The organism is Priestia sp. YIM B13491 (assembly GCF_042787605.1).
In the GTDB taxonomy this organism is placed as follows: domain Bacteria; phylum Bacillota; class Bacilli; order Bacillales; family Bacillaceae_H; genus Priestia; species Priestia megaterium_E.
The window spans coordinates 42624-57683 of record NZ_JBHZOR010000005.1 but is presented as its reverse complement, the minus strand read 5'-3'; the positions used below and the strand labels follow the sequence as shown (position 1 = coordinate 57683).

18 protein-coding genes are annotated in these 15060 nt (G+C 37.9%); 13 read left to right on the top strand and 5 right to left on the bottom strand.

What is annotated here, in order from left to right:
- The first annotated feature begins 69 nt into the window (after positions 1-69).
- The 3 genes from yunB (at position 70) to ACFX4E_RS18795 (ending at position 2701) form a co-directional block, all read left to right on the top strand.
- Positions 70-822, top strand: a complete 753-nt coding sequence (gene yunB, locus ACFX4E_RS18805; RefSeq protein WP_013059640.1) for a sporulation protein YunB — start codon at positions 70-72, stop codon at positions 820-822.
- A gap of 248 nt (positions 823-1070) precedes the next feature.
- Complete coding sequence (locus tag ACFX4E_RS18800; protein WP_060745812.1) at positions 1071-2585, top strand: sodium-dependent transporter; 1515 nt, start codon at positions 1071-1073, stop codon at positions 2583-2585.
- Complete coding sequence (locus ACFX4E_RS18795) at positions 2585-2701, top strand: methionine/alanine import family NSS transporter small subunit (protein ID WP_107918137.1); 117 nt, start codon at positions 2585-2587, stop codon at positions 2699-2701. Before ACFX4E_RS18800 ends, ACFX4E_RS18795 begins: the two co-directional genes overlap by 1 nt.
- Before the next feature lie 30 nt (positions 2702-2731).
- Here the strand turns inward: ACFX4E_RS18795 and ACFX4E_RS18790 are convergent, their stop codons facing one another.
- On the bottom strand, positions 2732-3733 hold the full coding sequence (locus tag ACFX4E_RS18790) for a M23 family metallopeptidase (protein ID WP_050688958.1): 1002 nt from the start codon (positions 3731-3733) through the stop codon (positions 2732-2734).
- 316 nt (positions 3734-4049) lie between these two features.
- On the opposite strand from ACFX4E_RS18790, the gene lipA reads away from it, so the two are divergent.
- Positions 4050-4949, top strand: a complete 900-nt coding sequence (lipA, locus tag ACFX4E_RS18785) for a lipoyl synthase (RefSeq protein ID WP_028409605.1) — start codon at positions 4050-4052, stop codon at positions 4947-4949.
- Between the two features lie 38 nt (positions 4950-4987).
- Here the strand turns inward: lipA and ACFX4E_RS18780 are convergent, their stop codons facing one another.
- Entirely contained in the window at positions 4988-5629 is a 642-nt protein-coding gene (locus ACFX4E_RS18780; protein ID WP_377238068.1) for a YhcN/YlaJ family sporulation lipoprotein, read from the bottom strand.
- Positions 5630-5825: 196 nt separating this feature from the next.
- On the opposite strand from ACFX4E_RS18780, the gene ACFX4E_RS18775 reads away from it, so the two are divergent.
- Positions 5826-6101 (top strand): YutD family protein, encoded by a 276-nt coding sequence (locus ACFX4E_RS18775; RefSeq protein WP_028409603.1) that lies wholly within the window; start codon positions 5826-5828, stop codon positions 6099-6101.
- 48 nt (positions 6102-6149) lie between these two features.
- Here ACFX4E_RS18775 and ACFX4E_RS18770 read toward each other — a convergent pair whose 3' ends face one another.
- Entirely contained in the window at positions 6150-6416 is a 267-nt protein-coding gene (locus ACFX4E_RS18770) for a DUF3055 domain-containing protein (RefSeq protein WP_013059634.1), read from the bottom strand.
- A gap of 162 nt (positions 6417-6578) precedes the next feature.
- Between ACFX4E_RS18770 and ACFX4E_RS18765 the strand changes: the two genes are divergently transcribed.
- Both ACFX4E_RS18765 and ACFX4E_RS18760 read left to right on the top strand, forming a co-directional pair.
- Positions 6579-7016, top strand: a complete 438-nt coding sequence (locus tag ACFX4E_RS18765) for a DUF86 domain-containing protein (RefSeq protein WP_013085332.1) — start codon at positions 6579-6581, stop codon at positions 7014-7016.
- 74 nt (positions 7017-7090) lie between these two features.
- On the top strand, positions 7091-7861 hold the full coding sequence (locus tag ACFX4E_RS18760; protein WP_263033682.1) for a TIGR01457 family HAD-type hydrolase: 771 nt from the start codon (positions 7091-7093) through the stop codon (positions 7859-7861).
- A 36-nt stretch (positions 7862-7897) separates the two neighbouring features.
- On the opposite strand, the gene ACFX4E_RS18755 is transcribed toward ACFX4E_RS18760, so the two are convergent.
- Entirely contained in the window at positions 7898-8398 is a 501-nt protein-coding gene (locus tag ACFX4E_RS18755) for a phosphatidylglycerophosphatase A family protein (protein ID WP_013059631.1), read from the bottom strand.
- A 176-nt stretch (positions 8399-8574) separates the two neighbouring features.
- On the opposite strand from ACFX4E_RS18755, the gene yutH reads away from it, so the two are divergent.
- The 5 genes from yutH to thrB all read left to right on the top strand — a co-directional run bounded on the left by yutH (position 8575) and on the right by thrB (position 14195).
- The gene (yutH, locus tag ACFX4E_RS18750; protein ID WP_013059630.1) at positions 8575-9576 is read left to right on the top strand and encodes a spore coat putative kinase YutH; all 1002 of its coding nucleotides are present in this window, start codon (positions 8575-8577) and stop codon (positions 9574-9576) included.
- Positions 9577-9693: 117 nt separating this feature from the next.
- On the top strand, positions 9694-10683 hold the full coding sequence (locus tag ACFX4E_RS18745) for a 2-hydroxyacid dehydrogenase (protein ID WP_060745809.1): 990 nt from the start codon (positions 9694-9696) through the stop codon (positions 10681-10683).
- Between the two features lie 241 nt (positions 10684-10924).
- Positions 10925-12226 (top strand): homoserine dehydrogenase, encoded by a 1302-nt coding sequence (locus ACFX4E_RS18740; protein WP_013059628.1) that lies wholly within the window; start codon positions 10925-10927, stop codon positions 12224-12226.
- On the top strand, positions 12226-13287 hold the full coding sequence (gene thrC, locus ACFX4E_RS18735; protein WP_028409600.1) for a threonine synthase: 1062 nt from the start codon (positions 12226-12228) through the stop codon (positions 13285-13287). The genes ACFX4E_RS18740 and thrC overlap by 1 nt, the downstream gene beginning before the upstream one ends.
- Positions 13281-14195, top strand: coding sequence for a homoserine kinase (thrB, locus tag ACFX4E_RS18730; protein WP_114324543.1), 915 nt, complete (start codon positions 13281-13283; stop codon positions 14193-14195). Before thrC ends, thrB begins: the two co-directional genes overlap by 7 nt.
- An 89-nt stretch (positions 14196-14284) precedes the next feature.
- Here thrB and ACFX4E_RS18725 read toward each other — a convergent pair whose 3' ends face one another.
- On the bottom strand, positions 14285-14515 hold the full coding sequence (locus tag ACFX4E_RS18725) for a NifU family protein (protein ID WP_013059625.1): 231 nt from the start codon (positions 14513-14515) through the stop codon (positions 14285-14287).
- Between the two features lie 193 nt (positions 14516-14708).
- On the opposite strand from ACFX4E_RS18725, the gene ACFX4E_RS18720 reads away from it, so the two are divergent.
- Positions 14709-15035 carry a YuzD family protein gene (locus tag ACFX4E_RS18720; RefSeq protein ID WP_013059624.1) on the top strand — a complete coding sequence of 109 codons (327 nt, stop codon included), beginning with the start codon at positions 14709-14711 and terminating at the stop codon, positions 15033-15035.
- Positions 15036-15060: the final 25 nt, after the last annotated feature.

The following is a 15060-nucleotide window of genomic DNA, read 5'->3' as shown; positions in this document are numbered from 1 at the left end:
AAAACTTTTTAAAAGAAGCGTGAACCTCCTTATACATGCATACATATAGCTTGTAAGGAGGGATTTTTTTTGGTTAAACTTCGTCGGAAATTAACAAGAAAAGGCCCGCTTCCTTTTCGCTACGTTCTGTTGCTCACCTTTCTTTTTTTTATGCTTTCCACAGGGGTAGGATTATGGCTAATTAATAGAGGGATTGAACCGACGTTAATGAAATATGCTGAAGCACAAACAAAAGAGATTGCAACTTTAGTTATTAATAAAGCGGTGAATAAACAGGTACTTGATCAACTGGACGTAGATGTTATTAAAGTTGAATCTACACCTAACGGTCAAGTAGCTAAAATTGACACAGCGCTTGTAAATCGGGTTAGAGCTCAGACTACGTCATTTGTTCAAGCTAATTTAAAAGAGGCAGAAAAAGGGAATTTAGATGCACTTGAACTTCCAACAGATATTCGTATTGAAAAAAATGAAAAGCTTCGGAATCAAGGAATTGTATACCAAGTTCCTCTTGGGCAAGCAACTAATAATGCGCTGCTTGGAAATCTAGGTCCGCTGATTCCGGTTAAATTTCATGCTATTGGTGACGTTCAAACAGACGTAGTGCGAAAAATCGAGGAATATGGAATAAATAATGCGTTTCTTGAAGTATCCATCAAAGTAAAAGTAAACATGCAAATCATCATCCCGTTTGCAACGAGAAAAACAACCGTTACGGCTACAATTCCTGTAGGAGGGACTGTTATCCCAGGAAATGTTCCTGATTATTTTAACGGTGGAAATTCGTCTTCTCCGGCAATTGAACTTCCGAAGAAAAATTAACAATATTATATTAACGTGATAAAGTGTTATTTAAAAAGCAGGTGCGGAAGTTCAAAAATACTTTCATATCTGCTTTTATTCATTGGAATATTTATCTGAATTTTCTATAAAAAATATTTTGACATACTATCTTCTCCCTTCTATAATTTGAGATAGGAAGTTATAGAATGAATAATCTAAAAATTATAAAAATTCTTGTTGATCTACGATAAAAAGAGAGTAGGGAGAGAATAAAAGGGGGAATTACAGTGGAAAATAGGCCGCAGTGGGGATCAAGAGCAGGGTTTATTTTAGCAGCAGCAGGTTCAGCAATTGGACTAGGAAATATATGGAGATTTCCAGCCACTGCATATGAAAATGGAGGAGGGGCATTTTTTCTCCCCTATTTATTTGCTTTGTTGACGGCAGGAATTCCTATCTTAATCATGGAATTTGCTATTGGACATAAATATAAAGGTTCCTCTCCTTTATCATTAGCAAGACTAAGTCCTAAGGCTGAATGGCTAGGCTGGTGGCAAGTAGCTATTTCCTTTTTTATTTCGGTTTACTATTCCGTCATTATCGCGTGGGCGATGTCGTATTTTATCTTTTCATTTAAGTTAAGCTGGGGAAACGATACGGAAGCGTTTTTATATGGAGATTACTTAAAGTTAGCTGAAGCACCAGGACAAACAGGAAGCCTCGTATTACACGTTTTAATTCCGCTTGTACTTGTATGGATTGTGACATTAGGTGTCTTATTAAAAGGAATCAAAAAAGGAATTGAAGCCGCAAACAAAATCTTTCTACCAACACTAATTATTCTATTTTTAATCATTGTCATTCGAGCAGTCACGTTAGACGGAGCAATGGAAGGTCTGCATGCTTTCTTTAAACCAAACTGGAGCGCAATTGGAGATGGAAAGGTTTGGATCGCAGCATATGGTCAAATCTTCTTTAGTTTATCTGTTGGTTTTGCTATTATGATCACTTATTCCAGTTACCTTCCAAAGAAATCTGATTTAACTAATAATGCGTTCATTACTGGATTTGGTAATTCAGCTTTTGAATTACTAGCAGGAATCGGTGTGTTTAGTGCACTAGGTTTTATGGCTACTCAGCAAGGTATTCCAATTGATAAAGTAGTTCAGGGAGGGGTAGGACTAGCCTTTGTGGTCTTCCCGCAAATTATTAATGAATTTCCAGCGTTTAAACAGCTGTTTGGAATGTTATTCTTTGCTTCCTTAACATTAGCAGGATTAACGTCACTTATTTCAATTATTGAAACCTTTGTAGCAGGCATTCAAGATAAATTTACTATCTCACGTACAAAATCTGTATTAATAGGTGGAGGAATCGCTTCAATTTGCTCGCTATTATTTGCAACACAAGGAGGACTTTATTTCTTAGATGTGGTCGACTATTTCATTAATAACTTCGGAGTTGCTCTAGCAGGCTTAGTAGAAGTTGTATTAGTTGCTTGGGTATTTAAGAAGTTGAGCAGCCTTCAGCAGCATGCAAACGAAGTTTCTGATATCCGAATCGGTTCATGGTGGAAAATATGTTTAGGAGTAGTTACGCCACTTGTGCTTGGATACATGATGTTTGATAACTTCCGGAAAAATATTTCGGAAAACTACGAACAGTATGCAACGACTTTTGTAGGTCCTTTTGGTTGGGGTGTGGCAGCTCTGGCTGTTATTTTGGGAATTGCTTTTTCTTTTGCACGATGGAAAGATGGGACACTGCGTTTGTCAGTTAAAGAGAAGGGGGTTTCTAAATAATGGATGGAAGTTCGATGACAATGATGGTTGTAGGGATGGTCATCATATGGGGCGGCTTGGCCGCAAGTATTGCTCATGCTGTGAAAAAAGCAAAAGAAAGTAAAGCATCAGGATAAAAAAACAGGAAGCATCAGCTTCCTGTTTTTTTATTTTTTCTTTAGTTCTAAACGATCATTTCGTTCCCACGTTCTTAACTGAGGATATGGATCAAACGACCACTCATTTTTGCCGTTATCTTTATACATTCCATAGTGCAAGTGAGGAGGGAATTTCCCAGAAGTTCCAGGAGGTCCATAACCAGAACTTCCTACTCCGCCAATGAGTGTTCCTGGTTCTACAATTTGTCCTACTTTTAAATTTTTTGCAAATCCGCTTAAATGAGCTAAATAGTGATAGTTATTGTGAAGGTCACGAATACCAATTCGCCAGCCTCCATATTTATTCCATCCTTTAAGCTCAATAATGCCATAGCAAGGGGATTTTACTGGAACTCCGTAATCTGCAAAAATGTCTGTTCCTTCATGAATTCGTTTGCCACCCCAGCCGCGCGCATCTCCCCATGTACTGCGATAACTGTAGTTCGCACGGAGAGGCACTGGAAATGAAGAACCTTTTAAATCAATGCGACCGTAATGGCGAAAAATTTTGGCATTCCCTAAAATAATATCAACTGCTTTAGCCCGGTGATAATAGTTCCAAAGCGCAATTTTAATATAGTCTTCGGACACCCCGAACGTCCGAATATAATCTGCCATTGTAAAAAGCATATCTTCATCATTAAATTGGTCTGCTTTTTTGTCTCCGTTCCCATCTTTACCCATTCCCCCCAGTAGAGAAATCGTAAGTGGGTTTGTATCTTCCAAATTCGGATTTAAAGAACCTGACCATTTTTCTGGAGGATAATAAATGGCGATCGCGCCTTTTTCTCTTGGAATATCTTTATGAGAGCGTCGAATATTTCGTTCATACTGGTCAATCCCAGCAAAGTAATACCAAGGAATCGTAGTAGCGGCTTCCATTTGTTTATACAGCTCTAATCTCTTTTGAATAAGTATTTTTTCTTGATCTGCTGCTGATTCAGCTGTTACGTGGTGCCATCCTGTGAATATAGACATGAACATAAAAAGTAAGATAATCGTTTTGCGCATCGTGTTTCCCCCTTTCTAAAAATAGTGTGTAACACTAGTTTGCAGCGAGAAAAAAGATTTCATAAATATTAATTAATGGAAATCGCTTCAAAACTTTTTTAAAGAATTTTATTCAGAAGATAAATGGAAATTATACGGAGGATGAAAACGCACACATTTGAATGGAAAATAGAAGAAAACTGAGGAAAATAAAGAGCAGACAACTTGTCGAATCTCACTTTTTTATGATAAAGTGACATATAGTTATGTTTTTAATATGTAGTTAAAATTAAGCATATAGGTTATAGACATTTTCTAGATTGGTGGAGTTGATAATATGGCAACAAAAGAAGAGCATGTCCGCAAACCCGAGTGGCTGAAGATTAAGCTAAACACAAACGAAAATTACACAGGCTTAAAGAAAATGATGCGTGAGAAAAACCTTCATACAGTTTGTGAAGAAGCAAGATGTCCGAATATTCATGAGTGTTGGGCTGTTCGTCGTACGGCAACTTTTATGATTTTGGGAGAAGTATGTACACGTGCCTGTCGTTTTTGCGCGGTTAAGACAGGTTTACCAACAGAATTAGATTTAGAAGAGCCAGAACGCGTAGCGGATTCTGTTCAGCTAATGAACTTAAAACATGCGGTTATTACAGTAGTAGCTCGCGATGATTTAAAAGACGGAGGAGCAAGCGTATTAGCTGAAACAATTCGTGCGATTCGTCGTAAAAATCCATTGACAACAATTGAAGTATTGCCTTCTGATATGGGCGGTGTGGAAGAGAACTTACGTATTGTAATGGACGCACGTCCTGATATTTTAAATCATAATATTGAAACAGTACGCAGCCTTACTCCTCGTGTTCGTGCTCGTGCTAAATATGATCGTTCTCTTGAGTTCCTTCGCCGTGCAAAAGAAATGCAGCCGGATATTCCTACGAAATCAAGTATCATGCTTGGTCTAGGAGAAACAAAAGAAGAAATTATTGAAACGATGGATGATTTGCGTGCAAATAATGTAGATATTATGACGCTAGGCCAATATCTACAGCCAACTAAAAAGCACATAAAAGTTCAAAAATATTACCATCCAAATGAATTTGAAGAGCTAAAAGAAATTGCATTATCAAAAGGATTCAGCCATGTTGAAGCAGGTCCTCTTGTACGTTCTTCTTACCATGCAGATGAGCAAGTTAACGCTGCTGCAAAAAACAAAGCACAAGAAAGCAAATAAGGTAAAAAAGGTGATGATATGCTCATCACCTTTTTTGTTTATTCCACCATATCTTTGTCCGTCATCGGTTCATTCAATTCGTTTTTCTCTCTTCCATTTGCATCTTCTCCGTTGTTCATTTTACGCCCTTGGGGAGATTTCAGCATTTGTTGAATAACGGCATCGATTCGTTTTTTAGCATCATTCGTTTGCGTATTCATTTCACTGATATTTTCGATTTGGTCCATCTGTTTCGGATTATCTGAGACGTATACATGATAATAACGAGGAACTACAGACATAGCTGTACGTTTTACCTGATCGGCTGCGTTATTCCGGTTTTTAGCATCTGTTTTATAAGCAACAAGCACATCTTTATCGGTTACTAGCGTAGCGGCTTGCTTAATATTTGGTATAGCGGTGCTCAGTTTACTAATATTGTTGGCTGCTTCTTCTCGATTAAATGTTCCTACTTGGTTCATATTGGAATTTTGCTCATTTGTGTTTTTAGTGTATCGGACATATCCATAATTTGTGCCGCTATTATTATTTGGATTATAATAATGATTAGGCTCGTTTACATTAATGGCATCTGGGTTGTTTGGTGATAAATTTTCATTTTCAGCTGTGTTTTTATTTTGACAGCCAATGGTTAAAATACTTGTTATCAAAGCGATTCCAAGAATAGATTTCTTCACCATTTCCACCTCCTGTAGTTAAATATCGTGCGCCAGGTAAACCGGCGAACCTTCATGTGGAGCATAAAAAATCAGTAGGTATACCGATAAAACTCCTACAGCATTAGAGTGCTGCTTATACGTGAAAAATTTCATGTTAATTGATGGTTTCATCATCATAATTATGGTATGGTAAATTTTAAGAGAAGAGGTGTGAGCAATGGTCTGTATCAATAATATTTGTTATGAAGTATTAAGAGATGAGCGCGAGGCATTTAATGAAGAGGCGTTTAGAGGTCGCTTTATTGACGTGCTGAGCCGCTATGACTATATTGTGGGAGATTGGGGATACAATCAGCTTCGACTGCGAGGCTTTTTTGATGACCGAAATCAAAAGGCAACGTATGATACGAAGATTAGTACGCTTCAAGACTATTTACATGAATATTGTAATTTTGGCTGTGCGTATTTTGTTTTAAAAAAAGTCCATAAGTAAAAAAAGGCAAGCCGAAGACACTAATTGTCCTTCACGCTGCCTTTTTTTTTAGATGATTTCATATAAAAATTCGCGAAGTTCCTGACCGTCTTCACTGTTTAATTTAAATACTTCTTCAAGATAGTTTGGTTCTTCAAGGTCATCTTGTCCAATGATGGCAAAGCGTCCTCCTTGAATATCAAGAACAACTTGTTTGCCATAATAACGGTCGGTTTGGATAATAGCTAAATCAAATCGTTGATTTTCGCCCATAAAGCTGACAAACCGGGTCTTTGTAGATACAACATCGTCATATAGATAAAAGCGTTCGCTCATAGGTATACTCCTTTCATAGGTTGTATTTTTATCATATCAAATAAGGTCAAAAACAAAAATGAATTTATCAAATGGATAATGGGTCATGATAAAATAGAACAGGAACCCCGTTTGTTTATAAAAAAAGATTTATAGAGAGCTGACAACTAGGGAGGAAATAATATGTACTTTGTAGATCGTGAAAAAATAGAAGCCACGCTTGTTTTTTTTGATGAACATGTTCGTTTGTTTGCTGAGCATTCGAGCTGGAACACAGAAATAGAGAAAAAGGCATTAGAGAGAATTGTACATCTTTTAATTGAAAACGTTTTAGATGTAGGAAATGCAATGATTGATGGGTTTATTATGAGAGATCCAGGCAGTTACGACGATATCATTGACATTTTAGTTGATGAGAAAGTGGTTAAAAAAGAGGAAGAAACGCCATTAAAAGAGATTGTTCAATTGCGTAAAAGCCTTGTTCAAGAATATGTGGATGTTAATCATCAGGATATTTATCAAAAAGTGATGCAGCATAAAGACGTACTGGCAGCATTTTCAGAGCGCGTAAGGACATATCTAGAGACAGAGTTAGGACCTGTGTCTGCTTTTCGTAACTAAAGGCAAGCAAGTTGTAGTTGTATAAAAAATAAGCTATGATTTCAAGTATGAGACTTGAAAGGAGATCACACAACATGAAGGAATATAAAGGATATTTGATTGATTTAGACGGAACAATGTACAAAGGAACAGAGCTAATTGCCGAGGCGCGTGATTTTGTTATTAAATTAAAGGAAAAAGGAATTCCTTATTTATTTGTAACAAACAACTCAACAAAAACGCCCGATAAAGTAGCTGAAAAGCTAGAGGGATTTGGCATTCCTGCAACAGAAGAGCAAGTTTTTACAACGAGCCAGGCAACAGCTAATTATTTGCATGAACGCAAAGCAAACGCTTCAGCTTATGTAATTGGTGGAGAAGGAATCCGACATGCGCTGCTTGAAAAAGGATTTACCATTGAAGAGGAAGATACGGATTTCGTAGTTGTTGGTTTGGATCAGGAAATTACATATGAAAAATTAGCAAAAGCATGTTTAAACGTTCGGAACGGCGCCTTTTTTGTTTCAACGAACGGAGATATTGCGATTCCTACTGAAAGAGGCTTACTGCCTGGTAATGGATCTATCACGTCCGTTATTACGGTTTCTACTCAAACAAATCCAGTATTTATTGGCAAACCAGAAAGTATTATTATGGAGCAAGCCCTTGAAGTCATCGGTACGCCAAAAGAAGAAACAATCATGATTGGTGATTACTATGATACAGATATTTTAGCAGGGATGAATGCAGGCTTAGATACATTATTAGTCCATACAGGAGTAACAACAAGAGAGTTACTAGAAGGATATGAGAAAAAGCCAACTTATACGGTAGATTCACTAAAAGAGTGGATGGAGCGAATTTAAAAAGCTGTCAATTGACAGCTTTTTTTGTTTTTTAACCTATTCTTGACTGGCAGCCCGGTGCGCTAAGCGGCTAGAAGCAGCCGCGGCAATTGCGCCTACTAAATCATCTAAGAAAGTGTGGCACTCTCCAGTCGATTTATCGTTTAATCGTTCTAGAATACCCGGTTTTTGTTTATCAATATATCCGTAATTGGTAAAGCCGATTGATCCGTACACATTTACAATCGATAATGCTAAAATCTCGTCGATACCGTATAAACCTTCGTCTTTCTCAAGAATATCTAACAGAGGCGGCTCAATCACTTTTTTTTCCGTGAGGACATCTAGTTGAATACCCGTTAAAATAGCATTTTGAACTTCTCGTTTAGAAATGACGCGTTCAACGTTATATAAACAGTCTTCGATTGTTAAGTTTGGGTGATACTTTTTTTGCAAGTAATAGACCAGTTCAGCAATGTCTGTAAGAGCCACGCCGCGTTCTATTAACCATTCTCTTGCTTTTTTTTCTAACTCACTTTGTGTATGTTTTTTCTCCAAGTATCATCACCTGTTTTCTATATATTTTTAAGTCTAAAGTTGTTTCATACTACTAACCCGGAGTAAATAACTATAAATGGTGTATTTCTAATCTATTCATTCCTCCGTAAATATTATGACAAGTAATGTTGTTTTCCATCATATAATTTCTTGAATGAATGAAGAGAGGGATTAAAATGATACAAACCATTTATGAGCATTACGGATTACGTCCAAATGAATTTATGCCCGTTGGTAAATTTGAAGGTTTTCAGTATCGAGATATTTTATATACAATCATTAATGTAAAGCAAATGGAGCAAGACGAGTTAAATGAATTATATCAAATGAGTCAATTTCTGATGGGCCAAGGTGATCGCCATGTGGCAACATTTATGCCTAATTTGAATGGTGAAATGATTACAGAAACTGAAACTGAAAAATTTATCATTTGCCGCTGTCTTGCGGAAGAGAAAAACCCCAATTTTTCACCTGGGCACGAGCTAGCTGTTTTTCATCAAAAAGGGAGGCTGTTTCCTTATGAAGTGGAAAAAGCAAACCGGCTAGGGCAATGGAAGTCCATGTGGGAGAAGCGTCTCGACCAGATGGAGCAATTTTGGTATGGAAGATTACGTGCTTTGCCTAATCAAGAGATGGAAAAACGTTTTTTAGAAACTTTTCCTTATTACCTAGGATTAACGGAAAATGCTATTCAATACCTAGTAGACACGGAAATTGACGATTTGCCTCGTTCAGTTGACGCTGCGACGATTTGTCACCATCGATTCGGGCAAAAAACATGGGGGGAAGACTACGTTTACAAGCTCCCAGCAGACTGGGTCTTCGACCATCCTAGCAGAGATATAGCTGAATATATAAGGGAACAATATTTATTAACATACGCTGTCGATGAAAGGCACATGCATCAGTTTTTAAGTGAATACGAAAAGGTAAATCCACTTTCTTCTTTTTCATGGAGACTGTTATATGCTAGACTTCTTTTTCCCGTTCATTATTTTGAGGTCATTGAAGGATACTACAGTGTACAAGATGAACGGCAAAAACAAAAGTATTATGAGAAGCTTGAAGGAGTATTGGCTCATTCTTCTCACTACGAAGCTTTTCTGAAGCGCTTTTACCAGTCGGTGGGTATTTCAACGTCTCGTTATCACATTCCTGAATTAACATGGATTCATTAAAAAGCGATTACTATAGAATATGATAAAATAGAAAAATAGGTGTTGGATAATCCAAACCCGTTTTTCTATTTTGTTTTTGTGCATGCAGTTTAAAAAGGATAAAGAGGTGGCGTACATATGGACAAGCCGTTTGTATTTATTACGAGAAAAATACCGAATGAATTAATTGAACCTTTAAAGTCAGTAGCGAATGTGGAAATGTGGGATAAAGAAGATGAGGCAGTCCCTCACGAGCTGCTTTGTGAAAAAGCTAAGCGCGCACATGCTCTATTAACAATGCTTTCAGATCGTATTGACAGTGAATTGCTTACGCAAGCTCCTCATTTAAAGCTTGTAGCTAACTTGGCGGTCGGATTCGATAATATTGACGTAGAAGCGGCAACTGAACGAGGAGTTATCGTTTCTAATACGCCCGATGTTTTATCTGATACAACAGCAGATTTAACGTTTGGTTTATTAATGAGTGTAGCTAGACGTTTAGTAGAAGCTGCTGAATATGTGAAAGAAAATCAGTGGAAAAGCTGGAGTCCATTTTTGTTAGCAGGCAGAGATGTTCATCATAAAACATTAGGTATTGTTGGAATGGGGAAAATTGGAGAGACGCTTGCGAAACGTGCTACAGGTTTTGATATGGAAATCTTGTACCACAATCGAAGCCGCAACCTTCAAGCGGAAAAAAAGCTCGATGCAGTTTACTGTGAGTTAAATGAGCTGCTTGAACGATCTGATTTTGTTGTTTGTTTGACACCGTTAACGGACGAAACCAAACATTTATTTAATCTTTCAGCATTTGAACAGATGAAAAAAACTGCGATTTTTATTAATGCTTCAAGAGGAGCGGTGGTTGATGAGCAAGCATTATTACATGCGATTCAATCTGGTGAAATTGCTGGAGCTGGCTTGGATGTATTCGATCAAGAGCCTATTTCTGCTTCTCATCCTCTTCTTCAGTTGCCTAATGTTATCGGGCTTCCTCATATCGGCAGTGCGAGTATCGAAACGCGCACGGAAATGATTTCTTTATGTGTTAAAAACATTAAAGCAGTACTTACAAACGAGTCTCCTATTACAATTGTAAATAAAGAAGCGTTTGCGAAAAAATCATAACAGAAAAAGGCAATTTCATTTCGGTGAAATTGTCTTTTTTTTATTAAAAAACAGTGGGAGCCATGTTATGATAATAAAATGAAATATTTTAAAAATTTACATTTATCTTTATATACCGATTTTTTTAACGAGTTTACGAGAAAAGATGGCAAGTAAACCTTGTAAAAAAGAAAAATAAGGTCTATAATGTCCTCTATAAGAGAACAAATGTATACGTAGAAAGAACACAGAGGTGAGGAATATGACAAAAAGTATTTCAGTAGGATTATTAGGGTTAGGAACGGTAGGAAGCGGAGTAGTCAAAATTATTGAAAATCATCAGGATAAATTAAGTCATCAAGTCGGATGTCCTGTAGAAGTTAAAAAAGTAGTAGTCAAAGATATTGATAAGAAACGTGACGTAGAAATCAGTGAAGATAAATTAACAACGAATGTTGAAGACGTTTTACATAACGCGGAGATTGACGTTGTCATTGAAGTAATGGGTGGCGTTGAAGAAACAAGAGATTATATCTTAACAGCCCTTCGTAATAAAAAGCATGTTGTAACGGCAAACAAAGATTTAATGGCTGTTTACGGCTCAGAATTGTTAACAGTAGCTTCTGAAAATAACTGTGATTTATTTTATGAAGCAAGTGTAGCAGGCGGTATACCAATTCTTCGTGGATTAGCAGATGGATTAGCGTCTGATCGTATTACCAAAATGATGGGAATTGTAAATGGTACAACAAACTTCATTTTAACGAAAATGACAAAAGAAGGAAGCGCTTATGATGAAGTGTTAAAAGAAGCGCAGGATTTAGGATACGCTGAAGCGGATCCAACTTCTGACGTAGGTGGTTTAGATGCTGCTCGCAAAATGGCAATCTTGGCTACACTAGGATTTTCAATGAAAATTGACTTGGACGATGTTCGTGTTCAAGGTATTACAGAAGTAACGGAAGAAGACTTGCAATATAGTAAACAATTAGGCTATACGATGAAACTGATTGGATATGCACATCGTGACGGCGACAATGTAGAAGTTAGTGTTCAGCCAACTCTTTTAGCAGACACACATCCTCTTGCTTCAGTAAGCGATGAGTACAATGCTGTATATGTATACGGAGAAGCTGTTGGAGAAACGATGTTTTATGGACCGGGGGCAGGAAGCCTGCCAACTGCCACTGCTGTCGTATCAGATTTAGTAGGTGTTATGAAAAACATGCGTTTAGGTGTGAATGGTAAAAGTGCGGTAACGCCTCAGTATCCAAAACAGTTAAAAGCAGAAGATGAAATGTTCTCGAAGCATTTCTTACGTATTCATGTTAAAGATCAAGTTGGAGCATTTGCAAAATTAACAACGCTATTTTCAGAGCGTGGCGTGAGCTTCGAAAAAATTATTCAACTTCCTGTGAAAGGAAGCGAATTAGCTGAGATTGTTGTTGTTACACACAAAACATCTCAAAAAGATTATGAGGAAATCCTTCAGCAGCTTCGGGATTTACCAATTGTAGAAAATGTAAAAAGCAGTTACCGCGTAGAGGGAGTTGGCACAGTATGATGTGGAAAGGTCTATTAGCAGAATATAAAGAGTTTTTACCTGTAACAGAGAACACACCTATGCTTACACTACATGAAGGAAATACGCCTTTAATTCATCTTGCTCATTTATCAAAAGAGCTAGGCATTGATTTACATGTGAAAGTAGAAGGGTTAAATCCAACGGGGTCATTTAAAGACCGCGGAATGGTAATGGCTGTAGCAAAAGCGAAAGAAGAAGGAAGCAATACGGTTATTTGTGCATCTACAGGTAACACATCCGCAGCTGCAGCAGCTTATGCATCACGCGCTGGCATGCGCTGTATCGTTGTTATTCCAAATGGAAAAATTGCGATGGGGAAATTAGCTCAAGCAGTTATGTACGGTGCAGAAATTGTAGCAATTGAAGGAAACTTTGACCAAGCACTTTCTATGGTTCGTAAGCTAAGTGAAACATCACCGGTTGCACTTGTGAACTCCGTAAATCCATACCGTATTGAAGGGCAAAAAACAGCTTCTTTCGAGATTTGTGAACAGCTTGGAAAAGCGCCTGACGTTTTAGCTATCCCAGTGGGGAATGCAGGAAATATTACAGCTTACTGGAAAGGCTTCAAAGAATACAGTGAGCGTCACCAAACGTCTCTTCCTCACATGCACGGGTTTGAAGCAGAAGGTGCAGCGGCGATCGTGCGTAATCAAGTTATCGAAAATCCAGAAACAATTGCAACGGCTATTCGAATCGGAAATCCAGCAAGCTGGGATTATGCTGTAAACGCAGCAAAAGAATCGAACGGAAAAATTGATGAAGTAACAGATGAACAAATCTTAGAAGCATATCGTACAATTGCACGCAAAGAAGGTGTATTTGCAGAGCCAGGTTCTTGCGCTTCAATAGCTGGTGTGTTTAAAGATGTAGCTTCTGGTAAAATTGCAAAAGGTTCAACGGTTGTAGCTGTACTAACAGGTAACGGATTAAAAGATCCAAACGTAGCAATCGATGCTCATAATGTAAAGCCAGTGGTTTTACCAAATGATGAAGAAAAGGTATTTGAGTATATCCAAGGTGTCGTTGCTTCATGCTAGAAAATGAGCGTTTTGTCATTACGGTCCCAGCTAGCTCTGCTAATTTAGGGCCAGGATTTGATTCCATTGGAGTGGCTTTATCTCGCTACTTAAGATTAACAGTAGAGCGTCAGAACGAATGGATTTTTATCCCTGAAACGAAAGAAGTACAAAGTATTCCTACAGGTACAGATAACTTAATGTATGAAGTGGCACAAGACGTGGCTCGTCAATTTAACATTGCTCTTCCAAGTGCGAAGGTCTCTGTTTGGAGCAACATTCCATTAGCAAGGGGACTTGGAAGCAGCGCATCGGCTATCGTAGCTGGAATCGAGCTGGCTAATGTACTGTGTGACTTACGTTTATCAAAAAGAGAAAAGCTTCGCATCAGCAGCTTAATGGAAGGACATCCTGATAACGTCAGCCCGTCTATTTACGGCGGCATCGTTGTTGGTTACCATCATGAAAATGAAACATATATTGCTCAAATACCTGAATTTGATGTCGATATCGTGATGGCTATTCCAGAATATGAATTAAAAACAACCGATGCTCGTGATGTGCTGCCTTCGGATATTAATTATCGCCACGCAGTAGAAGCTGGGGCAATCGGGAACATGCTAGTAGCGGCCCTGTTAAATAAAGATTTACCTCTAGTAGGCGAATTTATGGAGAAAGATTTATATCACGAACCTTATCGTATGAGACTCGTGCCAGAGCTTTCTCTTGTGCGAAAAGAAGCAAAAGCTCTCGGCGCATACGGTGTGTCACTAAGCGGAGCCGGTCCGAGTGTATTATGTTTAGCACCAAAAGGAAAAGGAAAAACGATTGCTGAACATATGTATGCTTTACTGCCGAACTGCGAAATAGATGTTTTACAAATTGATCGCAAAGGTGTATTTGTAGAAGCTGAAGTCACAACGAGTTAATAAAAAAATCCTCATTCATTTGAATGAGGATTTTTTATTCGCAAGCCCCAATAAAATCGGAGGTTGCTTTTATAATAAAATCAAAGAGATTAGAATACTTGTTCTACTTCAACTACACCAGGTACTTCTTCTAAAAGGGCACGTTCGATACCAGCTTTTAGCGTGATTGTTGAACTTGGGCAGCTTCCGCAAGCGCCTAAAAGACGTAACTTTACAATACCATCCTCTACGTCTACTAGCTCACAGTCTCCACCGTCGCGAAGTAAAAACGGACGAAGTTTTTCTAATACTTCTTGAACTTGCTCGTGCATTTCTGACATAACTATCGACTCCTTTCTTCTACTCTTATTATAAACGGTCTTTCATGAAAAATCTATCGGAGTATACACCGTAATGTTACCTTAAACGAAAAAGATGTGCAATGAATCAGTTTTGTGTAAAATAGTATTCATAATGAAGTAAAAGTGTGAATAATCGTACAGTTTGTATGTAAAGATTCAAGGGGGATGTGCTATGCAATCAACTGAGGTAGAAGTGTGTATTTATGGAGCTGAAATTGTTTGTGCAAGCTGTGTTAATCTGCCGTCTTCAAAAGACACCTACGATTGGCTAGAGGCAGCGATTTCTCGCAAATATCCGAACCAACCGTTTGCTATCACATATGTAGATATAAACGAGCCGCATACGGATCCGGAAAAAGCAGCCTTTGCCAAGCGTGTGATTGAAGAAGATTTATTCTATCCTGTAGTGGTTATTAATGGAGAAATTGTTGGGGAAGGCAATCCGAAATTAAAGCGCGTATTTGAGGAAATGGAGAAGTATGGTTTCTGCGCTTCATAATGAAAAAAGCCGTTAGATTGTCAGT

What these genes read in the sequence shown, in the direction of transcription:
- ACFX4E_RS18795 (WP_107918137.1), top strand. Translation starts at nt 2,585, where the DNA reads ATGGATGGAAGTTCGATGACAATGATGGTTGTAGGGATGGTCATCATA.
- ACFX4E_RS18790 (WP_050688958.1), bottom strand. Translation starts at nt 3,733, where the DNA reads ATGCGCAAAACGATTATCTTACTTTTTATGTTCATGTCTATATTCACA.
- lipA (WP_028409605.1), top strand. Translation starts at nt 4,050, where the DNA reads ATGGCAACAAAAGAAGAGCATGTCCGCAAACCCGAGTGGCTGAAGATT.
- ACFX4E_RS18780 (WP_377238068.1), bottom strand. Translation starts at nt 5,629, where the DNA reads ATGGTGAAGAAATCTATTCTTGGAATCGCTTTGATAACAAGTATTTTA.
- ACFX4E_RS18775 (WP_028409603.1), top strand. Translation starts at nt 5,826, where the DNA reads ATGGTCTGTATCAATAATATTTGTTATGAAGTATTAAGAGATGAGCGC.
- ACFX4E_RS18770 (WP_013059634.1), bottom strand. Translation starts at nt 6,416, where the DNA reads ATGAGCGAACGCTTTTATCTATATGACGATGTTGTATCTACAAAGACC.
- ACFX4E_RS18765 (WP_013085332.1), top strand. Translation starts at nt 6,579, where the DNA reads ATGTACTTTGTAGATCGTGAAAAAATAGAAGCCACGCTTGTTTTTTTT.
- ACFX4E_RS18760 (WP_263033682.1), top strand. Translation starts at nt 7,091, where the DNA reads ATGAAGGAATATAAAGGATATTTGATTGATTTAGACGGAACAATGTAC.
- yutH (WP_013059630.1), top strand. Translation starts at nt 8,575, where the DNA reads ATGATACAAACCATTTATGAGCATTACGGATTACGTCCAAATGAATTT.
- ACFX4E_RS18745 (WP_060745809.1), top strand. Translation starts at nt 9,694, where the DNA reads ATGGACAAGCCGTTTGTATTTATTACGAGAAAAATACCGAATGAATTA.
- ACFX4E_RS18740 (WP_013059628.1), top strand. Translation starts at nt 10,925, where the DNA reads ATGACAAAAAGTATTTCAGTAGGATTATTAGGGTTAGGAACGGTAGGA.
- thrC (WP_028409600.1), top strand. Translation starts at nt 12,226, where the DNA reads ATGTGGAAAGGTCTATTAGCAGAATATAAAGAGTTTTTACCTGTAACA.
- thrB (WP_114324543.1), top strand. Translation starts at nt 13,281, where the DNA reads ATGCTAGAAAATGAGCGTTTTGTCATTACGGTCCCAGCTAGCTCTGCT.
- ACFX4E_RS18725 (WP_013059625.1), bottom strand. Translation starts at nt 14,515, where the DNA reads ATGTCAGAAATGCACGAGCAAGTTCAAGAAGTATTAGAAAAACTTCGT.
- ACFX4E_RS18720 (WP_013059624.1), top strand. Translation starts at nt 14,709, where the DNA reads ATGCAATCAACTGAGGTAGAAGTGTGTATTTATGGAGCTGAAATTGTT.